Source organism: Vibrio sp. R10-SG3-ISO10 (assembly GCF_059834185.1).
Map to the genome: position 1 here is coordinate 682,840 of NZ_JCBDHG010000022.1, position 17,421 is coordinate 700,260.

A 17,421-nucleotide genomic window follows, 5' to 3' on the forward strand; every position below is an offset into this window, starting at 1 on the left:
ATAACAAGTAAAATTGTGCTCAGCGTCAAGTCCACTTTAACGATTTCGATGAATGCCATAGATAGCATGGTCTAAAATGCGTTCACCGATTTTTTCTTGATTGGTGAGCACGCCTTCCAGAGTCATTCCCACTCTTTCTGCCACATTACGGCTAGCTTGGTTTTCGACCGCTGCTGAAAGTTGGACCTTTTCAATATTCAACTCATTAAAAGCAAAGTCAATAAGATGCTTGACGACGCGAGTGATGATTCCTTTGCCTTGATGGTGTTTTGATAGCCAATAGCCTATTTCTAGGCATTGCCTGTCATAGTCAATATTAAAGCAGCTACAGTTTCCAACAATTTCTCCAAGGTACACAATTGCGCATGTAATGGTCTTTCCTTCCGCGTACTCATGCAGCACTCGTTGTACAAACAGACGAAAATCTTGCTCAGTTGTACAATGGGGTGGCCATGCAAGCCATTGGGATAAATAGTCAATTTGGTCGGTTACTAAATCACTGTATTTGGCAGCAAAGGACTCTTGAACTAGTGCGATGGAAATATCGTCATCCACTTTCTTTGTAAACATAGTCTATTCCTTGCATATGTTGTTTAAACCAACCTAACAGACTATAAAGGTGATGGCTAGATTAATTAAATGCAAAAAGAGTTTGATTTCTAGCACGAAAAATACGCACTACGTTGCACGCTTCACAATTCTGTTAATAACCATTCATAATTTATGGTTTATAGATGGCACTTTCGTTTACCCTGCCGTGCATAAAAATTATTTATAAATGACTAAAGCGTTAGTATGGAAGTGCCCCAAGACGATGTTAGTGTAGATCTACGTCGTGTGTTATTTGAAATTGCCTATGCTCTGGATGCCGTAGGTGTTGATGATATTTATCATGGACATAGAGTCGCTTACATAGCCTTTCGCTGTGCTCAGCGTTTAGGTTGGAATGAAGATAGATGCCAAACCATCTTCTCACTTGGTCTGATTCATGACTGTGGTGTATCTGAAAGTGCTGAAGTGGGAGAGTTACTAACCGCACTTGCCCCAAGGAATACACGCAAACACTGCGTCAAAGGTTATGAGCTGCTGAAAGCTTGTCGCCCATTATCAGAGCTTGCAATGCCTATTTTGCTCCACCACACTTGGTGGCGGGAGCTAAAAAGCAATCATGCCGTTAGTGAAGAAATTAAGCAGTATGCTACCTTACTGTTCCTTGCTGATCGTCTCGATTACTTGCATGGAAACTATGGGCTAGATTCTTATGGCAATATTACCGAAGCCAGTAAGAAAAGTATTATCGGTGAGCTACAAGCTAACTCCGGCACCATGTTTGAGCCTACTCAAGTTTTCTACATGAGTGAGTTGATAGAGTGCGATGATTTCTGGTTCTCGATGGAAGCGAGATATATTGAAAGCTTGTCTTATACCTTCACGCCACTTTACCGTAATCCGATTGGCTTAGATGAATCGATTGAAGTAGCGGAATTGTTTGCTCAGATTGTCGATGCGAAAAGCTCATTTACCTATCAGCACTCATTGCATGTTGCTCAGCTCGCCGAGTTTTTTGCTCGTAAGCTTGGTTATTCTGAACGAGCTCGAAAAATGCTCTATCTCTCAGGGTTGATCCACGATATTGGAAAGCTTAAAACACCGAGCGCAATACTGCATAAACCTGCTCAGCTATCGAATGAGGAGTATGCGTGTATTCGTCGTCATGCTACAGATTCACGTCACGCAATACAGCGAATGTTTACCAATCAGCAGATAGTTGAATGGGCTTCAAATCATCATGAGCGACTTGATGGTTCAGGTTATCCGTTGAGGTTAGCTGCTCCTCAATTAGATGAGCCAAGCCGATTAATTGCGGTAACCGATGTTTTTCAAGCGCTTACTCAGTCGCGTCCCTATCGAGAGGGACTTCCGTTAGAGGAGGCGATTAAGATCATCGAAGACATGGTTAATCTCAATCAGCTCGATCGTAAAGTATTTGAATGTTTGGTAGAGAATGCAGACGAGTGTTACCGTATTTCGACAGGCCAAGAAAGCAAAAAGCCAGTACTTGCATAGTACTGGCCTCTAGAGTCGGCAGAGTCTAAAATTATTACTGGTTCACAAATGCTTTAAAGCGAGCTTGAGTTTCCGCATCTGCTTTGCTGTACCAGAAATGTAGCATTTCTTCTGCAGTGTTATCGCCAGCTTTCACAGGCTTACCGTTAACCTGTGCTGGTAAAGTAATTGGCACAACCGCCGCTGTTGAAACTGCTGCGACACCACCACGACGATTATACTCAGCCAATTCGATTTTGTGGTTACGACCGATTTGCATCCCGTCTTTAACCAACTTGTCTTGCTTCATCTCGATCGCTTGACCGTTTTCATCTTTTAAAGACCATTCTAAGTTACGAATCTTCTTCGAACCTTCGTGCTCATTACGATACTTCGGTAAGTCAAACTCCAGTTCTTGGTCAGCCACATTGAATGTGCCGATGATCGGATCACTTTCGAGGATGATACGATCTTTACCTTGGTCGAAATACGGTTGGTAAGTGAACAGGATTTGGTTTTCTCCATTCGGTAGCGTAAGCGTTTTGGATGAAAAGAAGCTGCCTGATAGCTCAGGCTTTGCATCGTTCACCACTAAGACGTCGATAGTGTCTGGAATCGAGATAGTAACGTCAGCAGCGGCTAGACCACTGGTACCTAAAGCGATTGCAGCAAGTAATGTTGTTTTTATTTTCATTTTTGGTTCCTAATAAACAGGCACTTAAACTGCAAAGAGAGTGCCTAGCTCGCCGCATGATTTCAAGATGCGAATGTAAGAAGTTTGAAAAATTCATCAAATCTTAATTAGTGCTCACGTTAATGTGGCACGCCAGTTTATAAATTTGAGCTATCTTTCACGGTAATCTGGATAATAACTAGACTATATTAACTAGGTGTTCAATGAATCAGGAGGATAACGCTATGGCATATACCGATATGTTAGATAGCAGACTAGTGTTGTCGCCATGGTATAACGTTGATTACACCCTTTCCCTGCTCAACAAAGAAACGACTCTTCGTTAATGACCTTAAGGTGCTTTCAGCGCCCAGAAAATCTTATTCAAAATCAATATTACCCGCGATTAATTGCAGCGGGGGACTAGATCTATTTAAAGGACATTAATGATGAAACGTATTCCAGAACCTTTCCGTATCAAAATGGTTGAGCCGATCAAAATGACGACGTATGACGATCGAGTTGATGCGTTAAATGAAGCGGGATTAAACCCTTTCTTACTCAGAAGTGACGACGTCTACATTGACCTGTTGACCGATTCAGGTACCGGAGCGATGAGTGATAACCAGTGGGCAGGCTTAATGATGGGGGATGAGTCTTATGCAGGTAGCCGAAACTACTACAACCTATGCGCAGCGGTAGAACATTTCTTTGGTTATAAACTCACCGTACCTGCGCACCAAGGACGTGGTGCTGAACAAATTCTATTTCCTGCACTCATTGAGCGAATGAAAGCCGTTCGCGGGGGAACAGAGCCAGTTTTCATTTCGAACTATCACTTTGACACTACGGCTGGTCACATTGAGCTCAACGGCGGGAAGGCTATCAACGTGGTGGATAAACACGCTTTTGATACGACAACACCTTACGATTGGAAGGGCAACTTTGATTTAGACAAATTGCAATCAACGATTGAGGCGCACGGCTCAGAAAACATCTGCGCCATTATCACCACCGTGACGTGTAATAGTTCTGGTGGTCAACCAGTTTCAATGGAAAACATGCGTGCCGTGTATGAGATTGCAACCAAAAACGATATTCCGGTTGTGATTGATTCTGCGCGTTACTGTGAAAATGCCTATTTCATCAAACAGCGCGAAGCGGGCTATCAAGATAAATCTATCTTAGAAATTATTCGCGAGATGTACCAATATGGTGACATGCTCACCATGTCAGCGAAGAAAGACCCTATGGTCAACATCGGCGGTCTCTGTTGTATCCGCGATCATGAAGAACTGTTTCAAGCGGTTCAGACACGCTGCGTACCGATGGAGGGTTTTGTGACCTATGGAGGTATGGCGGGGCGCGATATGGAAGCGCTTGCTCGTGGCTTGTACGAAGGCGCGGATGAAGACTACCTGCATTACCGAATCAGTCAAGTGGAGTATCTCGGTGAGCGCTTAAGAGAAGGTGGGATCCCTATTCAATATCCAACAGGTGGACACGCAGTGTTTGTTGATGCGGCAAAAATTCTACCTCATATCCCTGCTGACGAATTCCCTGCCCAGGTGCTGTGTAATGCGTTGTATCTAGAAGCGGGTATTCGAGCAGTAGAGATAGGCTCACTGCTTCTGGGTAGAGACCCTGAAACAGGTAAACAGAAAGCATCGGAGCTAGAACTGATGCGGCTCACCATACCAAGACGTGTCTATACTAATGATCACATGGACTATATTGCCGATGCAATCATCGCTTTAAAAGAGCGTGCGCACGAGCTAAAAGGGCTGACATTTGATTACGAGCCGCCGGTACTTCGTCATTTCACGGCGCGTTTTAAGTCCAAATAACCTGCTTTTACCGATATAAAAAACGTTAATGAAACTGCCACATCTTAATCGAGCTGTGGCAGTTTTCTATATTACTTATCATTGAATTTATAGCACTGATGTCTGTAAATAGTTGATTGATATGTCATTTGTACTAATGCGAATTGAATTTATAAATTTTGGCTCGATATCCACTTTAGAATGTAACAACTTAGCAACAACAAAATGATTTCTTATCGTCACTCGAAAATAGTCTTTATTTTTTTCTCCTAAAAAAAAGTCTCTTAAATACTTGAATGTGATGTTCTTTGATCCGTTGAAGAACAGATTTGACTCTGACTTTAGAGTGAACATACAAGGAATGAGAGAAATAGGTATGAATCGTATTACATTGTGCGCGGCGGGTATCGCATTAGCGATCTCAGGCACGACAATAGCGGCACCAACGGCTCCAAGTGTTGATGTATATGGCTCCAATAATCTTCAGTTTTCTAAGATTCAGTTGGCGATGGAGACGACGTCTGGTTACAACCAGATGGTCAAGTATTTCGATGAGGCGGATATTACCGTTAAGTTTAATCAGTGGAGTGGCACGACGGGTGACACATACAAGGTTTACTTTGATGGTGTGCAAGTTGCAACAGGCCCAATTGCGGGCAGTCAAACTACAGCAAGCTTCAAATATGGTAAAGGCGGCCTTTATCAGATGACCATTGAAGCATGTGATGCAACGGGATGTAGCGTTAGCGCACCTGTTGAGGTGACTGTCGCTGATACCGATGGCTCACATTTGAAGCCATTAGCGATGAACATCGACCCAAACAATAAATCTTACAACACAGATCCAAACACAGTTGTTGGTACCTACTTTGTAGAGTGGGGGATCTATGGCCGTGACTATACAGTCGATAATCTACCAGCCGACAACCTGACTCATATACTTTATGGCTTTATACCAATTTGTGGACCGAATGAATCGGTTAAGTCGGTAGGCGGCAATAGTTACAATGCTTTGATGACAGCTTGTCAGGGAGTGCCTGATTATGAAGTTGTTATTCATGACCCTTGGGCAGCGTACCAGAAGAGCTTCCCTCAGGCTGGGCATGAATATAGCTCTCCTATCAAGGGCAACTACGCTATGTTGATGGCGCTTAAGCAGCGTAACCCAGATCTAAAAATCATCCCGTCAATCGGGGGGTGGACGCTTTCTGACCCATTTTTTGATTTTACCACTAAAGCTAACCGCGACACCTTTGTTGCTTCTGTTAAACGTTTCCTAAACACATGGAAATTTTACGATGGTGTCGACATTGACTGGGAATTCCCTGGCGGCGGCGGTGCGGCGGCTAATTTGGGTGATCCAGTCAATGATGGCCCAGCCTATATTGCATTGATGCAAGAGCTAAGAGCAATGCTCGATGAACTTGAAGCATCGACAGGCAGAACTTATGAACTCACCTCTGCCATTGGTGTGGGTTACGACAAGATTGAAGATGTGAACTATGCTGATGCGGTTCAATATATGGACTACATTTTCGCTATGACTTACGACTTCTACGGAGGTTGGAACAACGTTGTAGGTCATCAAACGGCGCTTTACTGTGGTAGCTTCATGCGTCCAGGTCAGTGTGATGGCACGGGTGTAGACGAAAATGGAGAACCGTATAAAGGTCCAGCTTACACGTCTGACAATGGTATTCAGCTTCTATTGGCACAAGGTGTACCTGCGAGCAAGCTAGTACTAGGCGCAGCAATGTATGGTCGAGGCTGGGAAGGCGTGACGCCAGACACCTTATCAGATCCAACTGATCCAATGACAGGTGTCGGGAACGGTAAACTTAAAGGTTCAACCGCTCAAGGCGTCTGGGAAGACGGTGTCATCGACTACAAAGGTGTGAAGTCTTTCATGCTTGGTGCTGATAATACAGGCATTAACGGCTTTGAGTATGGATATGATGCACAAGCTGAAGCCGCTTGGGTGTGGAACCGTACTACAGGGCAGTTAATTACTTTCGATGATGACCGCTCTGTAAAAGCCAAAGGGGCATATGTTCGTAATCTAGGTCTTGCAGGTTTGTTCTCATGGGAGATCGATGCAGATAACGGCGATATCCTTAATGCAATGCATGAAGGTTTAGCTGGTGGTCCACCAGTAAACCGTGCGCCTCAAGCAAGTGCTGGTGCGGATGTAACTGTCGTTGGCCCTGCAAGCGTCACTCTAGATGGTAGTGCATCAACGGACTCAGACGGTACGATTGCGAGCTATCAATGGACACAAGTCTCAGGAACGCCTGTGACACTTACAGGAGCTGATACCGCGAGTGCAAGCTTCGCTGTGGCTGAAGTCGCGCAGACAGAAACGCTTAGCTTCAAGCTTACTGTAACAGATAACGATGGCGCGTCAGCTTCAGATACGGTTGTGGTTACCGTGAACTCGAAAGACATTCCGCCAGTGAATCAAGCGCCGGTAGCGGCAGTAACAGCGCCAGCAAATGTTAATGCGGGTGATGTTGTTGTGGTTGATGCCTCTGCTTCAACGGATGCTGACAACGATCCACTTACATACACTTGGGATGTACCAGCAGGTCTTAATGCAACAGTAAACGGTTCTAGTGTGACATTTACTGCGGCAGAGTACACTGCGGACACATCACTTGCCTTTACTGTGACGGTTAGTGATGGGAAAGCAACGTCAACGGCTTCAGCGACCGTAGTCGTGGCTAAGAAATCATCAGGTGGAGAGCTGTGTAGCAACCTTTGGGTTGATACTGCGGTATACAACGGTGGTGACCAAGTTTCTTGGGCAGGTAAAGTTTGGGAAGCGAAATGGTGGACTCAAGGTGATAATCCATCACAGTCAGGCCAATGGGGCGTGTGGAAAGAAGTAGGTGCAGCGAATTGCCCTACTAACTAATACCATTCATTACTATGTAAAACTCTAACAAAAAGCCATTCGGGTTATCCGAATGGCTTTTTCCTATTGGTTTGAACTGAGTAACTAATTAACCGCTCTAACCTTGCCTTGTTTGAGGTTGGTTAGAACTTCAGACTTAGGACCATCAGCAATTACACATCCTTTTTCCATCACAATGACGCGGTCTACTACATCAAGCATCGATGTTTTATGGGTAATTAAAATCAGTGTTTCACTCGACTTCAACTGCGAGAGTTGCTGTTTAATGTGCATTTCGGAGCGGTTATCCATTGCACTGGTTGGTTCATCCATAAGTAAGACTGGCGGACGACCCAGTAAAGAGCGAGCAATAGCTACCGCCTGACGTTGACCACCAGAGAGTAACATACCACCTTCACCCACTTGGCGTTCAAGTCCGGCTGGATCTTGCTGAGTAAACACTGTAACACCTGCTCGGTTAGCGGCGTCAAGCACATCTCTGTCATCGGCAAGAGGACGGCCTAACGTGATGTTGTCACGTATACTGCCGTAAAAAAGTTGGCTATCTTGTGGCACACAACCAATATTTCTGCGGATATCGATATGGTGCAATTGGTCGATATCGGTATCATCGATACGAACATGACCTTCTTTTGGTTTATACAAGCCCATAATCAAACGTTCAAGGGTTGTTTTACCAGAGCCAATACGACCGATAATAGCCACTTTTTCACCGGGGTTGATTGTCAGGCTTAAATCTCGAATGGATGCGATAGGAGAGTCAGGATAGTGGAACGTGACCTTATCCAATTCAATCTTACCGTGAACAATTGGGCGGTGAATATAGCGCTTGCCTTCTTCTTGTTCGTCCGGCATCGACATCACTTGCTCAATGATGGTCATTGACGACTTAGCTTGGTTATAGCGAGTAGAAAGTAAAGAGAGCTGAACCATAGGGCCGATTGCACGACCGCTGAGCATGGTCGCGGCGATAAGCCCACCCATGGTGAGTTCCCCTTCAGAGATCAAATATACACCAAGAATAATCATACCTACGTTGGAAGCTTGCTGAACAAATCCCGCGGTGTTTTGGATGCCATCGGTGATACGTCGGCTCTTAATATTCCAGTTCGCCATGTGAGCGACCGCTTCTTCCCAGCGAAATTGGAACTGACTTTGTGCGCCAAAAAGTTTGACCGTTTCAAGGCCAGAGAGGCTTTCGATAAGGTTGGCGTATTTCTGGGAGGCTAAGCGTGAGCCCTCTTCGATGGTATGTCTCAGTGGTCCCTGAATTAAGGCTGAGTAAATCATCAAAATGAGCACGCCGACTATAGGTACGATGACCAAATTCCCAGCCATTAACCAAATCAGGACTAAGAAGAGAATCGCAAAAGGCAAATCGATCAGTGAGCCGATAGTTGCTGAGGTGAAAAACTCGCGGATAGATTCAAACTCTTGAAGATGGCGTGCAAATGCGCCGACCGAAGCTGGTCGAGCCTCCATACGAATTCCCATGACTTTGCTAAACAGCTTAGATGAAATCAGTATGTCTGACTTCTTGCCCGCCACATCAATAAAGTAGCTACGCAATAGCTTAAGGGTTAGGTCAAAGAGGAAGATTACAAAAATACCGCTTGCTAGTACCCACAGCGTTTCAAATGCTAAATTAGGCACAACCTTGTCATACACTAAGCGCGTAAACATAGGTGCTGCGACGGCGAATAGATTGATTAAGATCGAGGCGATTAGAACATCGCGGTAGATCTTTTTCGATTGCCAAATGGTGCCCCAAAACCAGTGTCCTTCACGAGTCTTAAGTACCTCTGGGGAGCGCTCATCGTAGCGAAATTGCTTTTTTACCAGGAAATAGCGACCAATATACAGCTGCTCGAGTTCATCGAGTGGTATTGATATTGGGACCAATCCTGACTCGCCAGTTACAATTTCAGCTTCCGTCTTGTCGTCGTTGATGCTGTTAAGAACACAAGCATCACCGCTTTTAAGAATGAGTACTACTGGCAAGACAAGTTGAGAAATCTCTCCAATTGCAGCACGGTTTTCCTTTGCCACCAAACCCGCGCGCTCGGCGGAGCGAGGGAAAAGGAAAGGAGTAAGCTTACCGTCAGATAACGGTAAGCCATTAATTAGTGCCTCTGGTGAGTTTGCTAATCCATAGTATCGACTGACGTAGATAAGTGAATTTAATAGCGGATCCTGCATGCTATACCTTTTGTTATTTATTTATCTACGATGAAGCCTTGGAAGACTTCAATAAAGTGCTCAGAAAGGAAATCTAGCTGAGTCTGAGTCTCTACACGTGAAGCAATGGTCTTAATGCCCAAGTTATGCGCTGTTCGGGATATAGAGGTTAGCGTAAATTTCTGTTTCTCATCATCTAGATGGTGAGTATATAGATAATCTAATTTCACATACGCAGGACGAAACTCGTTGATGTAATCCAAAGATTGGAAGTTACGGCCATAATTGTCGACACCAAAGTCAGCCCCTGCGCCACGAACGGCATTACAGAATAAAGCAGTATGGTGCGGTGAATTGATAAAGCAATTTTCAGGAATCTCAAAATGCAACAGCGAGGCAATTGACGAATGCTTATTGAGCAGTTGTGTCACCCAGCGGATAAAGCTTGGTTGAGAAATACTGCTTTGCGCAATGTTGATGGCAACAGGTTCACTAAATTCGCCTGCTTCTAATCGATCAACAATCGCTTTGATCACATACTCATCGAATAGGTGGCTGGCATTGAGCTGCTCTAAAGCAAATAGGTATTGATTGGCACTGTATCGTTCGCCATCTTTCTCAATTGCAGAGAACACTTCACGGTGATATGGCTGACCCCAGCTATTATTTGCCGCCTGGAAGCGGAAGCTAAACCAATCATTACTGATCGCTTCGTCCACCAATGTTTTCCACTGCTGTTTACCCATTAGGTTATCAGTGTCTTCTCCGGTCACATAACCATAGTTGAGCTCAGGATTAGATTTGGCATTGGCCAAAGCGTTATCAAGCATGGTGAGCAGTTCTGTCGAGCTTGTCGATGCCTTGTTGTAAACAACACCTAACGATAGATTTGCGGTAGCCATACCTGTTGGATCGGCGTTGATATCTTGCACGTATGTCACGATACTTTCAGCAATCAATTTGAGCTCAGAATCATCAACATTCGGTAAGATAAAGCCAAATTCCTCAGTTGAGATGCGTGCGAGAGTGACATCTGGAGATGACATTGACACCTTCAAATGATCGGCCAGTTCTCGAACCATGCCGTCACCTGCTTCATAGCCTTTATCATCATAAAGCTCACGGATAAAGCTAGCTTCGAGTATTGCTACACCGCCAATGCCACCTTCACCAATCCAAGAATTCAACTGGCTCATGTAGTACGCACGGTTACCAAGTTGAGATACTGGGTCAATGTAGGCGCGTTCACGAAGTTGCTGAGCTTCTTTTGCTTGTGCTTTGAATGACTTCTCAAGTTGGGCGGACATATTGTTGATGCCATCTACAACGTAAATTAAGTCTTGAGTTGCGGGCCTTGGCAATGGTTCGCCAAACTGATTGTTTGCGACTTGTTCCATTTTGCTTACGATGAGCTGCAAAGGGCGAAGTGCGCGTCGAAGGATAAATGAGATCGAGAATAAACCAATGAGCATGATCAGGCAGAATGCGATGACTAAACGTTCAAATGCAAGCCATAGCTGGGTGTAGGCATCCCCAGGGTGGCTGACAATTTCAACTTCAGCTAGCTGCATCCATCCACTGGTCACAACTCGTCGGTCATGTATCTTGTCGAACAGATTGAGGCGAGTGAACCATTTAGGTACGTTGTTTGGCTTAACCGGATATGAGCGCAGAATCTCGTCTCCGGTATCTAGGAAGATCAATCGTACGACCGAATAACTACTGCCATCAAACAAGGCATTAATGACCGATTCAACGGCAACCTGATCCTTGTTCTCCAAATACGGCGCGAGTGCTAGACCAACCGTATTGATGGTGTTGTTAACCTCGGAGCGCTGTTGTTGAATGAGGTTATTTCGAGTGGTGTTAAATTCGATGACAAACACCGAAATTAACAGCATCAAAATGACCGCAATCATACCCGCGACAAGTTGTTTATATAAAGTCATATTGCCTACTCATCATAATTGACTACTGGTTTGTTTAGTTTGAGCGATTTCTCGCGTGCACGGAGGTCATTCCATAAGCTTAGCCTTGAAGACTTCCCTGCAAGTTGTCCTTGTTTCGACTTCATTAGCCACAGGTTTTTACCGTTAAAACTGTAGATCGGTAATAAGTCTCGGCGTTTAGAGGCCCGTTTAATTTGTGGATTAATGTTGTCGAGCAGAATCGGCTCTGCACTAGGCTTTGAGTAATAGGCTAAAACCATATGAAATTGATTTAATTCAATGGCTTTAACATACACCAAGCGGAGTTTTTTATCTGATACACCCAGTTCAAGAAGGGAAAAATACTTAGCGATTGTGAAGTCTTCACAGTCACCAGCATTGCTGCCAAGAAACTCCAAAGGAGTCGCCCAGTAGTCGTTTTTCCCCCACAGGTTAATATCGTTGACGAAATTAAGTTGATTAAAGAAGTTGTTTACTTTAGTCAGCTTATCTCGCTCTGGGATCGACTTATATTGCGCCATCTCTTTGCGCCATGTCTCTACACGCCGGCCTGCACGGTCACCGTAGGTTTTTCGTACAGCATCAACCCACCTTTGCTCTTGAGTGTTAAGAGCAAATGACGTGGTTGTGGCTAACAGCAGTACAGCGAAAGCAATCAGGCCGTTGGCAAACAAGCGAACCTTCAAATTGTGTTCTCTGGCTGTTTGTTAATCATACAATCTATTCCTTTAGAGCATTGTTTTGTGCGCTAAGAATTGGCTTAAGCAGGTACTCTAAAATGGTCCGCTTGCCAGTGATAATATCGACCGATGCGGTCATCCCAGGAATAATCGGGAGCGAGTTGTCTTTATCGAGACTTGTCTCTTTTGTCCGTACACGCACTAGATAGTAGCTATTGCCCTCTTCATCCGTTGTTGTATCGGCACTAATATGTTCTAGCGTGCCTTCTAAGCCGCCATATTTAGTAAAGTCGTAAGCACTAAACTTAACGATAGTGTGAAGATCTGGACGCAGAAACGCGATATCTTGCGGTGCGATTTTGGCTTCAACGAGTAGAGTGTCTTCACTTGGTACTATTTCAACAATATCCATACCGGGTTGGATAACCCCACCAACCGTGTTGACGTTGAGGGTTTTGACCGTACCCGTTACAGGAGAAGTGACTACTGTACGATTGACTCGGTCTTCTAGTCCCACGGTCGATTCTGTAAGAGAAGAGAGTTTGTCTTGTGCTTGGTTTAGCTTCTCTTGCTGCTCTGAGCGAAACTTCTGCGCTGCATCAATACGGCTTAGCATGGCTTCGCGAATTGCAGATCGAAGGACAGGAACCTTGAGCTCGCTGGAAGTCATCTCGCGTCTAGTGTCGTTGACCTGACGTTGAAGCTTGAGTAATTCAATTCGTGGTACAACACCTTCTTCAGCAAGTGGCTTGGTAATTTCTAGCTCTTTGTTTGCAAAGCGATAGCTCTCGCGTAAGTTTCTCACTCGCGCCTGGATTTCGACTAAATCTTGCTGTTTCTGTTTTACTTGCTGATCAAGAAGTGAGATCTGGTTACGGAGATTATTCAAATCTTGACGATACTCTGCGCGCTGGCGAGCAACTAGATTGGGTTGAGTTTCTTCGAGAACCGGTGGGAAGGCCAACTTGTTAAAGTTGAGTATCACGCTTTTCTGCCAATTGTTTTCATCAAAATTTTCATTGAGCTCCACACTAGTAATGGAAGCGGAAAGCTGTAAAACACTCGCGGTTAAGTTGGCGACCTGCTGCTCACGTTCTCGGTAATCGGAACGGAAACGCGTATCGTCAATGAGCAATAGCTGCTGGCCTTTTTCAACCTTTTGACCTTCACGGACAAGGATCTCTTTGACGAGACCACCTTCTAAGTTCTGCACAACCTGAATTTGAGAAGAAGGAACGACTTTACCCTGACCGACAGTGACTTTATCGATTTCTGCCCAAGATGCCCAAATAGCGGCAAGCACAAAAAAGACCACCATGACCCACAGCATCACACGAGCACTACTTGGTGTGTTTAGTAGGAGTGCCGCTGTTTTGTCGTCGACATAGTCCAGTTCGTTAGGAGTAAGCTTGTCATAACCGCTCTTACTCATGGGTAGTCCTTATTATATGGAGTTATTCTATTGATTTTATTACTCATGACTCAAAATGTTAAGGATTTGCTGTCAGATTTATCCTAGTAAAATAGTTAACTTAGATTTAATCGATGGTTTTTATAGAGTGTAGCGTTATCCGTTGCCTTGGGCTTGAGTTCTTATCATTAAGAGCGCACAATCGACAAAAAAATTTCGCCGAGGAGAAAAGATGGAACTTGATGATATTCGCCGCGAATACACAAAAGGTGGTTTGCGTAGAAAAGATTTGTTGTCAGACCCAGTTGCTCAGTTCAATTTGTGGTTGAAGCAAGCGATTGACGCCAAGCTCACAGATCCAACAGCAATGACTGTGGCAACTGTTGATGAGACAGGTCAGCCGTTCCAGCGAATCGTATTGTTAAAAAACGTCGATGAGCAAGGTTTTATTTTTTATACCAACTTAGGTAGTCGTAAGGCGCAACAGATTGAGCACAATGCTAAAGTGAGCCTTCATTTCCCTTGGCACCCGCTTGAGCGACAAGTCCATATTACGGGAGTTGCCGAAAAACTGAGTGCTGTCGAAAACATGAAGTACTTTTCTTCAAGGCCTAAATCAAGTCAACTTGCCGCTATCGCAAGTAAACAAAGCAGTCGCATTTCAGCACGTGGGGTATTGGAAGGTAAGTTCCTAGAGCTGAAAAAGAAATTTGAAGCGGGTGAAATCCCAGTACCAAGTTTCTGGGGAGGCTACCGCATTAAACCAGAAAGCATTGAGTTCTGGCAAGGAGGGGAACATAGACTTCATGACCGCTTCTTGTTCTCTAAAGACCACGAAACGTGGCATATTGATCGCCTAGCTCCATAGTCAAAACGCCGCTTTATTAAGCGGCGTTTTCTGCATTAAGAGCTACGGATATTTGAGTTTTTAACAAGGTTTCTGGTATGTAGGATCCGTAGCCCTGCTCAAGTGCCAGATCGATAAGGTGAGCCTTAGAGTGCGCGCCAAATTTGTGCCGAAGCCTCACGACATAGCTTTCTAATGTTTTGATCGATATTTTCATTATTTTGGCGATGTAACTTGGCTTTTTACCATACAGCAATAGAAACAGTGCTTCAGACTCCCTTGAGGTCAGTTTATTGCTCAAGGTGCTTGTTGGTGGAGTGTCACCTGCTAAGGTTTCATTCGATGTGAGCCCAGTCGCCCGACATATCCAGTGGCTTACTTCTAAAATGGCGGTATTCGACAGCTCTTGGCCATAAAATATCGTGCCTTGTACCTGTCCATTGTCGTCTAGCCACGGGGTCTTAGTAAATATATGGGCACGCCAACTACCATCAGGGTAGGGGTGAATGTCTAAGATCTTAAGCTGCGCTTTATTCTCAATAACGTATCGGTCTTGCTTAACAAAGTCAGCAGCACAACGAGAGGTTGGGCTTGGCATTTGGCTGTCAGATAAGCCAGTACACTGGCTAGATTGCGTGAAACCGATAAGTTTGGCGTAGGCTTCGTTAGCGTAAACAAAAACAGAATTCAGGTCTTTACAGCCCCAATAGCCGGGGAGTTGATTGAATAGAGAGGCTTGTTGTTCGTTCACTTATCAATATAAAACTTATAAAACAGAACGAATATCATATCAGATTTAAATATTCTGTACGATAAAAAATGCCAGGCATCTTACGATGACTGGCAAACACAAGAAATAATCTTGTCGACGTGTAGAAGAGGTTCTATGAACTCAGTGGTTCACTGAGTATAGACGTATCAAAAGATACTGAGTTAGGTAGTACAACCTGACTCGTTAGTTATCATATCTCTTTGATAGTAATAAAAAAGGGGGGAAATCCCCCCTCTAGATTGATCAGTTGATGTCTCTGACTACGCGGAAACCGAGATAATTTGCTGCTTCAAACGTTGACAAGTAGAGTTGCTTATCTGATGCCGCCATGTCTGGAGAGAAATTCCAAGCGCCACCTTTAGCAATGCCTTTAGGGCTACTCGTCCATTGCCAAACGTTACCCACTACATCGTAAAGACCTAATTGGTTCGGTTTAAAGGCACTGACTGGTGATGTGCTCGTGTTAGACCAAGGAGTACCACTCCAACCGGTATTGGCTTCACCAGAGATGAATGCGTCTCCCCACCAATATTTATCTTGGCTACCAGCGCGAGCAGCGACTTCCCATTCTTCTTCAGTAGGTAGACGATAAGCCGCTCCTGTCTGCTTACGTAGCCAATTAGCATACGACTTAGCATCGTTTTGGCTGACACAAACCACAGGGGAGTTAGGGTACTGCTTAAAGCCAGGATCACGCCAACTTGCTTTAGATACCGGAGTGACTTCACCATTCACAAGTGCAGTACAGGTGTTTTTAAGCTCTGCATCCGTTTGGTAATTGGTGTGCTCAACAAAGGTCGCAAATTGACTCACTGTAACCGGAGTCGCGCCAATACCGAAAGCATGATCAAGGAATACTTGTTTCGAGGCATTTTCACCCGTGAAGTATTTTCCTTGTAAAACAGCAATCATTTCAGGTGCTTGACCATCATTTGCCATACCGTCAGCAAATTTACTGCCTGCTCGAAGTGGGTTGGACTTTTCTTTTAGAACCGCTCGAATTGCAGTGTCAGACTTGACCGAGACTTGCTGGGTAAATGCTTTGTAGCCCTCTTTTTGTACAGTAACGTCGTGAAGGCCGATAGGCAGCATAATTTCAACAGGTGTACTACCGTAGGAAACGCCATCGATATAAACACTGTCGTTGAACTGATTAGAGCGTACCGCAAGTGTTACCCATGCCATTTCTTGGTCGGCTTGTAGCTCTCGTGACGTGCCAGGTGCGAAACAGTATTGAGTGCCCACGTGCAACAAGTCACAGGCTGCTTTCGCTTTAGGGCGAGCTTCTAGTTCTACGTCCATGATAGTGCGATAACGGACACCATCGTAGAAACCGGCCTGCTTAGTCGCGTGTTTAATCACATGGATATTAAGAGATGTGTCATTGATATTGCGCTTAACCAGAGCACTTTCGCTTGTATGTTCGGCTATTTCAGCTCTAAACTGTTTGACTGCTTTTTGCAGAGCAAGCTCTTTAGTTTGCTGGTCACATTGCGAAAGGGTAAGCGATGGTTGGCATCGGTTAGTAAAACTAACGGAAATCTGCTGCGGTTGTTTCAGCTCAGCCCTAAGCTGTTCAACTCGAGCCCGAATTTTATCTTCGTCTAAACCAGCGATCTTCTGTTCTATAGCTTCAAGCTCAGCTTGGCGAGTTGCAAATACATTACGTATTTCTACCAGCTCTTGCTCTGTTGACAAGCGTGCCTTTTGGTTCTGTTTAACCGCCGACCACGCATCTTGGTAGGATTTTTGTGATGCAGCAAGATCAATGTTTGGATCGTCAATCATACGTTGGTAAGCATTCTCTAGCTTACTTTTAGCATTAGAGAACGTTTCATCCAAAGACTTGGCCTTTTGCTCAAGAGAGTCCAATTCTAATTTCTTGCTATCTAGCAGCGCTTGCTGCTGTTCTTTTGCTTGTAGCGCAGCTTTTAACTCATCGTGTGTTGTGAACAATTGGTCATCAATCTGGACCAATGTCTTCGGTGCTTCTTCTGCGTTGACAGGAGATAGAAGCAAACACGGAGATAATGCTAACAAAAGGGCTGGTAAACCTGGGCGCATTGTCTTTCTTCTACATCTAATTATTGATTAATTGGCTTATTTTAAACGAAAACGCCACTTT

At 44.6% G+C, this 17,421-nt stretch carries 12 protein-coding genes; 4 read left to right on the forward strand and 8 right to left on the reverse strand.

Annotated features, from left to right (window positions below):
* Positions 1–36: 36 nt before the first annotated feature.
* Complete coding sequence (locus AC6R16_RS16645; protein ID WP_500675116.1) at positions 37–570, reverse strand: GNAT family N-acetyltransferase; 534 nt, start codon at positions 568–570, stop codon at positions 37–39.
* A 225-nt stretch (positions 571–795) separates the two neighbouring features.
* Between AC6R16_RS16645 and AC6R16_RS16650 the strand changes: the two genes are divergently transcribed.
* Positions 796–2,067 carry an HD-GYP domain-containing protein gene (locus tag AC6R16_RS16650; protein WP_500675117.1) on the forward strand — a complete coding sequence of 424 codons (1,272 nt, stop codon included), beginning with the start codon at positions 796–798 and terminating at the stop codon, positions 2,065–2,067.
* A 34-nt stretch (positions 2,068–2,101) separates the two neighbouring features.
* Here the strand turns inward: AC6R16_RS16650 and AC6R16_RS16655 are convergent, their stop codons facing one another.
* On the reverse strand, positions 2,102–2,740 hold the full coding sequence (locus AC6R16_RS16655) for a DUF2057 family protein (protein ID WP_500675118.1): 639 nt from the start codon (positions 2,738–2,740) through the stop codon (positions 2,102–2,104).
* 428 nt (positions 2,741–3,168) lie between these two features.
* Between AC6R16_RS16655 and AC6R16_RS16660 the strand changes: the two genes are divergently transcribed.
* Positions 3,169–4,566, forward strand: a complete 1,398-nt coding sequence (locus AC6R16_RS16660) for a tryptophanase (protein ID WP_500640181.1) — start codon at positions 3,169–3,171, stop codon at positions 4,564–4,566.
* A 355-nt stretch (positions 4,567–4,921) separates the two neighbouring features.
* The gene (locus tag AC6R16_RS16665; protein ID WP_500675119.1) at positions 4,922–7,459 is read left to right on the forward strand and encodes a glycosyl hydrolase family 18 protein; all 2,538 of its coding nucleotides are present in this window, start codon (positions 4,922–4,924) and stop codon (positions 7,457–7,459) included.
* A gap of 84 nt (positions 7,460–7,543) precedes the next feature.
* Here the strand turns inward: AC6R16_RS16665 and AC6R16_RS16670 are convergent, their stop codons facing one another.
* The 4 genes from AC6R16_RS16670 to AC6R16_RS16685 all read right to left on the reverse strand — a co-directional run bounded on the left by AC6R16_RS16670 (position 7,544) and on the right by AC6R16_RS16685 (position 13,698).
* Positions 7,544–9,658, reverse strand: a complete 2,115-nt coding sequence (locus tag AC6R16_RS16670) for a type I secretion system permease/ATPase (protein ID WP_500675120.1) — start codon at positions 9,656–9,658, stop codon at positions 7,544–7,546.
* A 17-nt stretch (positions 9,659–9,675) separates the two neighbouring features.
* Positions 9,676–11,586: a bifunctional diguanylate cyclase/phosphodiesterase gene (locus AC6R16_RS16675; RefSeq protein ID WP_500675121.1), complete on the reverse strand. Its 1,911-nt coding sequence runs from the start codon at positions 11,584–11,586 to the stop codon at positions 9,676–9,678.
* Between the two features lie 5 nt (positions 11,587–11,591).
* The gene (locus AC6R16_RS16680) at positions 11,592–12,245 is read right to left on the reverse strand and encodes a transglutaminase-like cysteine peptidase (protein ID WP_069669619.1); all 654 of its coding nucleotides are present in this window, start codon (positions 12,243–12,245) and stop codon (positions 11,592–11,594) included.
* 61 nt (positions 12,246–12,306) lie between these two features.
* Positions 12,307–13,698, reverse strand: a complete 1,392-nt coding sequence (locus AC6R16_RS16685; protein ID WP_500675122.1) for an HlyD family type I secretion periplasmic adaptor subunit — start codon at positions 13,696–13,698, stop codon at positions 12,307–12,309.
* Between the two features lie 211 nt (positions 13,699–13,909).
* Here AC6R16_RS16685 and pdxH point away from each other — a divergent pair, with 211 nt between their 5' ends.
* Positions 13,910–14,545: a pyridoxamine 5'-phosphate oxidase gene (gene pdxH, locus AC6R16_RS16690; RefSeq protein ID WP_500675123.1), complete on the forward strand. Its 636-nt coding sequence runs from the start codon at positions 13,910–13,912 to the stop codon at positions 14,543–14,545.
* Between the two features lie 16 nt (positions 14,546–14,561).
* On the opposite strand, the gene AC6R16_RS16695 is transcribed toward pdxH, so the two are convergent.
* Both AC6R16_RS16695 and AC6R16_RS16700 read right to left on the reverse strand, forming a co-directional pair.
* Complete coding sequence (locus AC6R16_RS16695; RefSeq protein ID WP_500675124.1) at positions 14,562–15,275, reverse strand: helix-turn-helix transcriptional regulator; 714 nt, start codon at positions 15,273–15,275, stop codon at positions 14,562–14,564.
* A gap of 264 nt (positions 15,276–15,539) precedes the next feature.
* Positions 15,540–17,360 (reverse strand): SUMF1/EgtB/PvdO family nonheme iron enzyme, encoded by a 1,821-nt coding sequence (locus AC6R16_RS16700; RefSeq protein ID WP_500675125.1) that lies wholly within the window; start codon positions 17,358–17,360, stop codon positions 15,540–15,542.
* Positions 17,361–17,421 lie beyond the last annotated feature (61 nt).

Coding starts and splice junctions, on each gene's coding strand:
- AC6R16_RS16645 (WP_500675116.1), bottom strand. CDS start 570: ATGTTTACAAAGAAAGTGGATGACGATATTTCCATCGCACTAGTTCAA.
- AC6R16_RS16650 (WP_500675117.1), top strand. CDS start 796: ATGGAAGTGCCCCAAGACGATGTTAGTGTAGATCTACGTCGTGTGTTA.
- AC6R16_RS16655 (WP_500675118.1), bottom strand. CDS start 2,740: ATGAAAATAAAAACAACATTACTTGCTGCAATCGCTTTAGGTACCAGT.
- AC6R16_RS16660 (WP_500640181.1), top strand. CDS start 3,169: ATGAAACGTATTCCAGAACCTTTCCGTATCAAAATGGTTGAGCCGATC.
- AC6R16_RS16665 (WP_500675119.1), top strand. CDS start 4,922: ATGAATCGTATTACATTGTGCGCGGCGGGTATCGCATTAGCGATCTCA.
- AC6R16_RS16670 (WP_500675120.1), bottom strand. CDS start 9,658: ATGCAGGATCCGCTATTAAATTCACTTATCTACGTCAGTCGATACTAT.
- AC6R16_RS16675 (WP_500675121.1), bottom strand. CDS start 11,586: ATGACTTTATATAAACAACTTGTCGCGGGTATGATTGCGGTCATTTTG.
- AC6R16_RS16685 (WP_500675122.1), bottom strand. CDS start 13,698: ATGAGTAAGAGCGGTTATGACAAGCTTACTCCTAACGAACTGGACTAT.
- pdxH (WP_500675123.1), top strand. CDS start 13,910: ATGGAACTTGATGATATTCGCCGCGAATACACAAAAGGTGGTTTGCGT.
- AC6R16_RS16700 (WP_500675125.1), bottom strand. CDS start 17,360: ATGCGCCCAGGTTTACCAGCCCTTTTGTTAGCATTATCTCCGTGTTTG.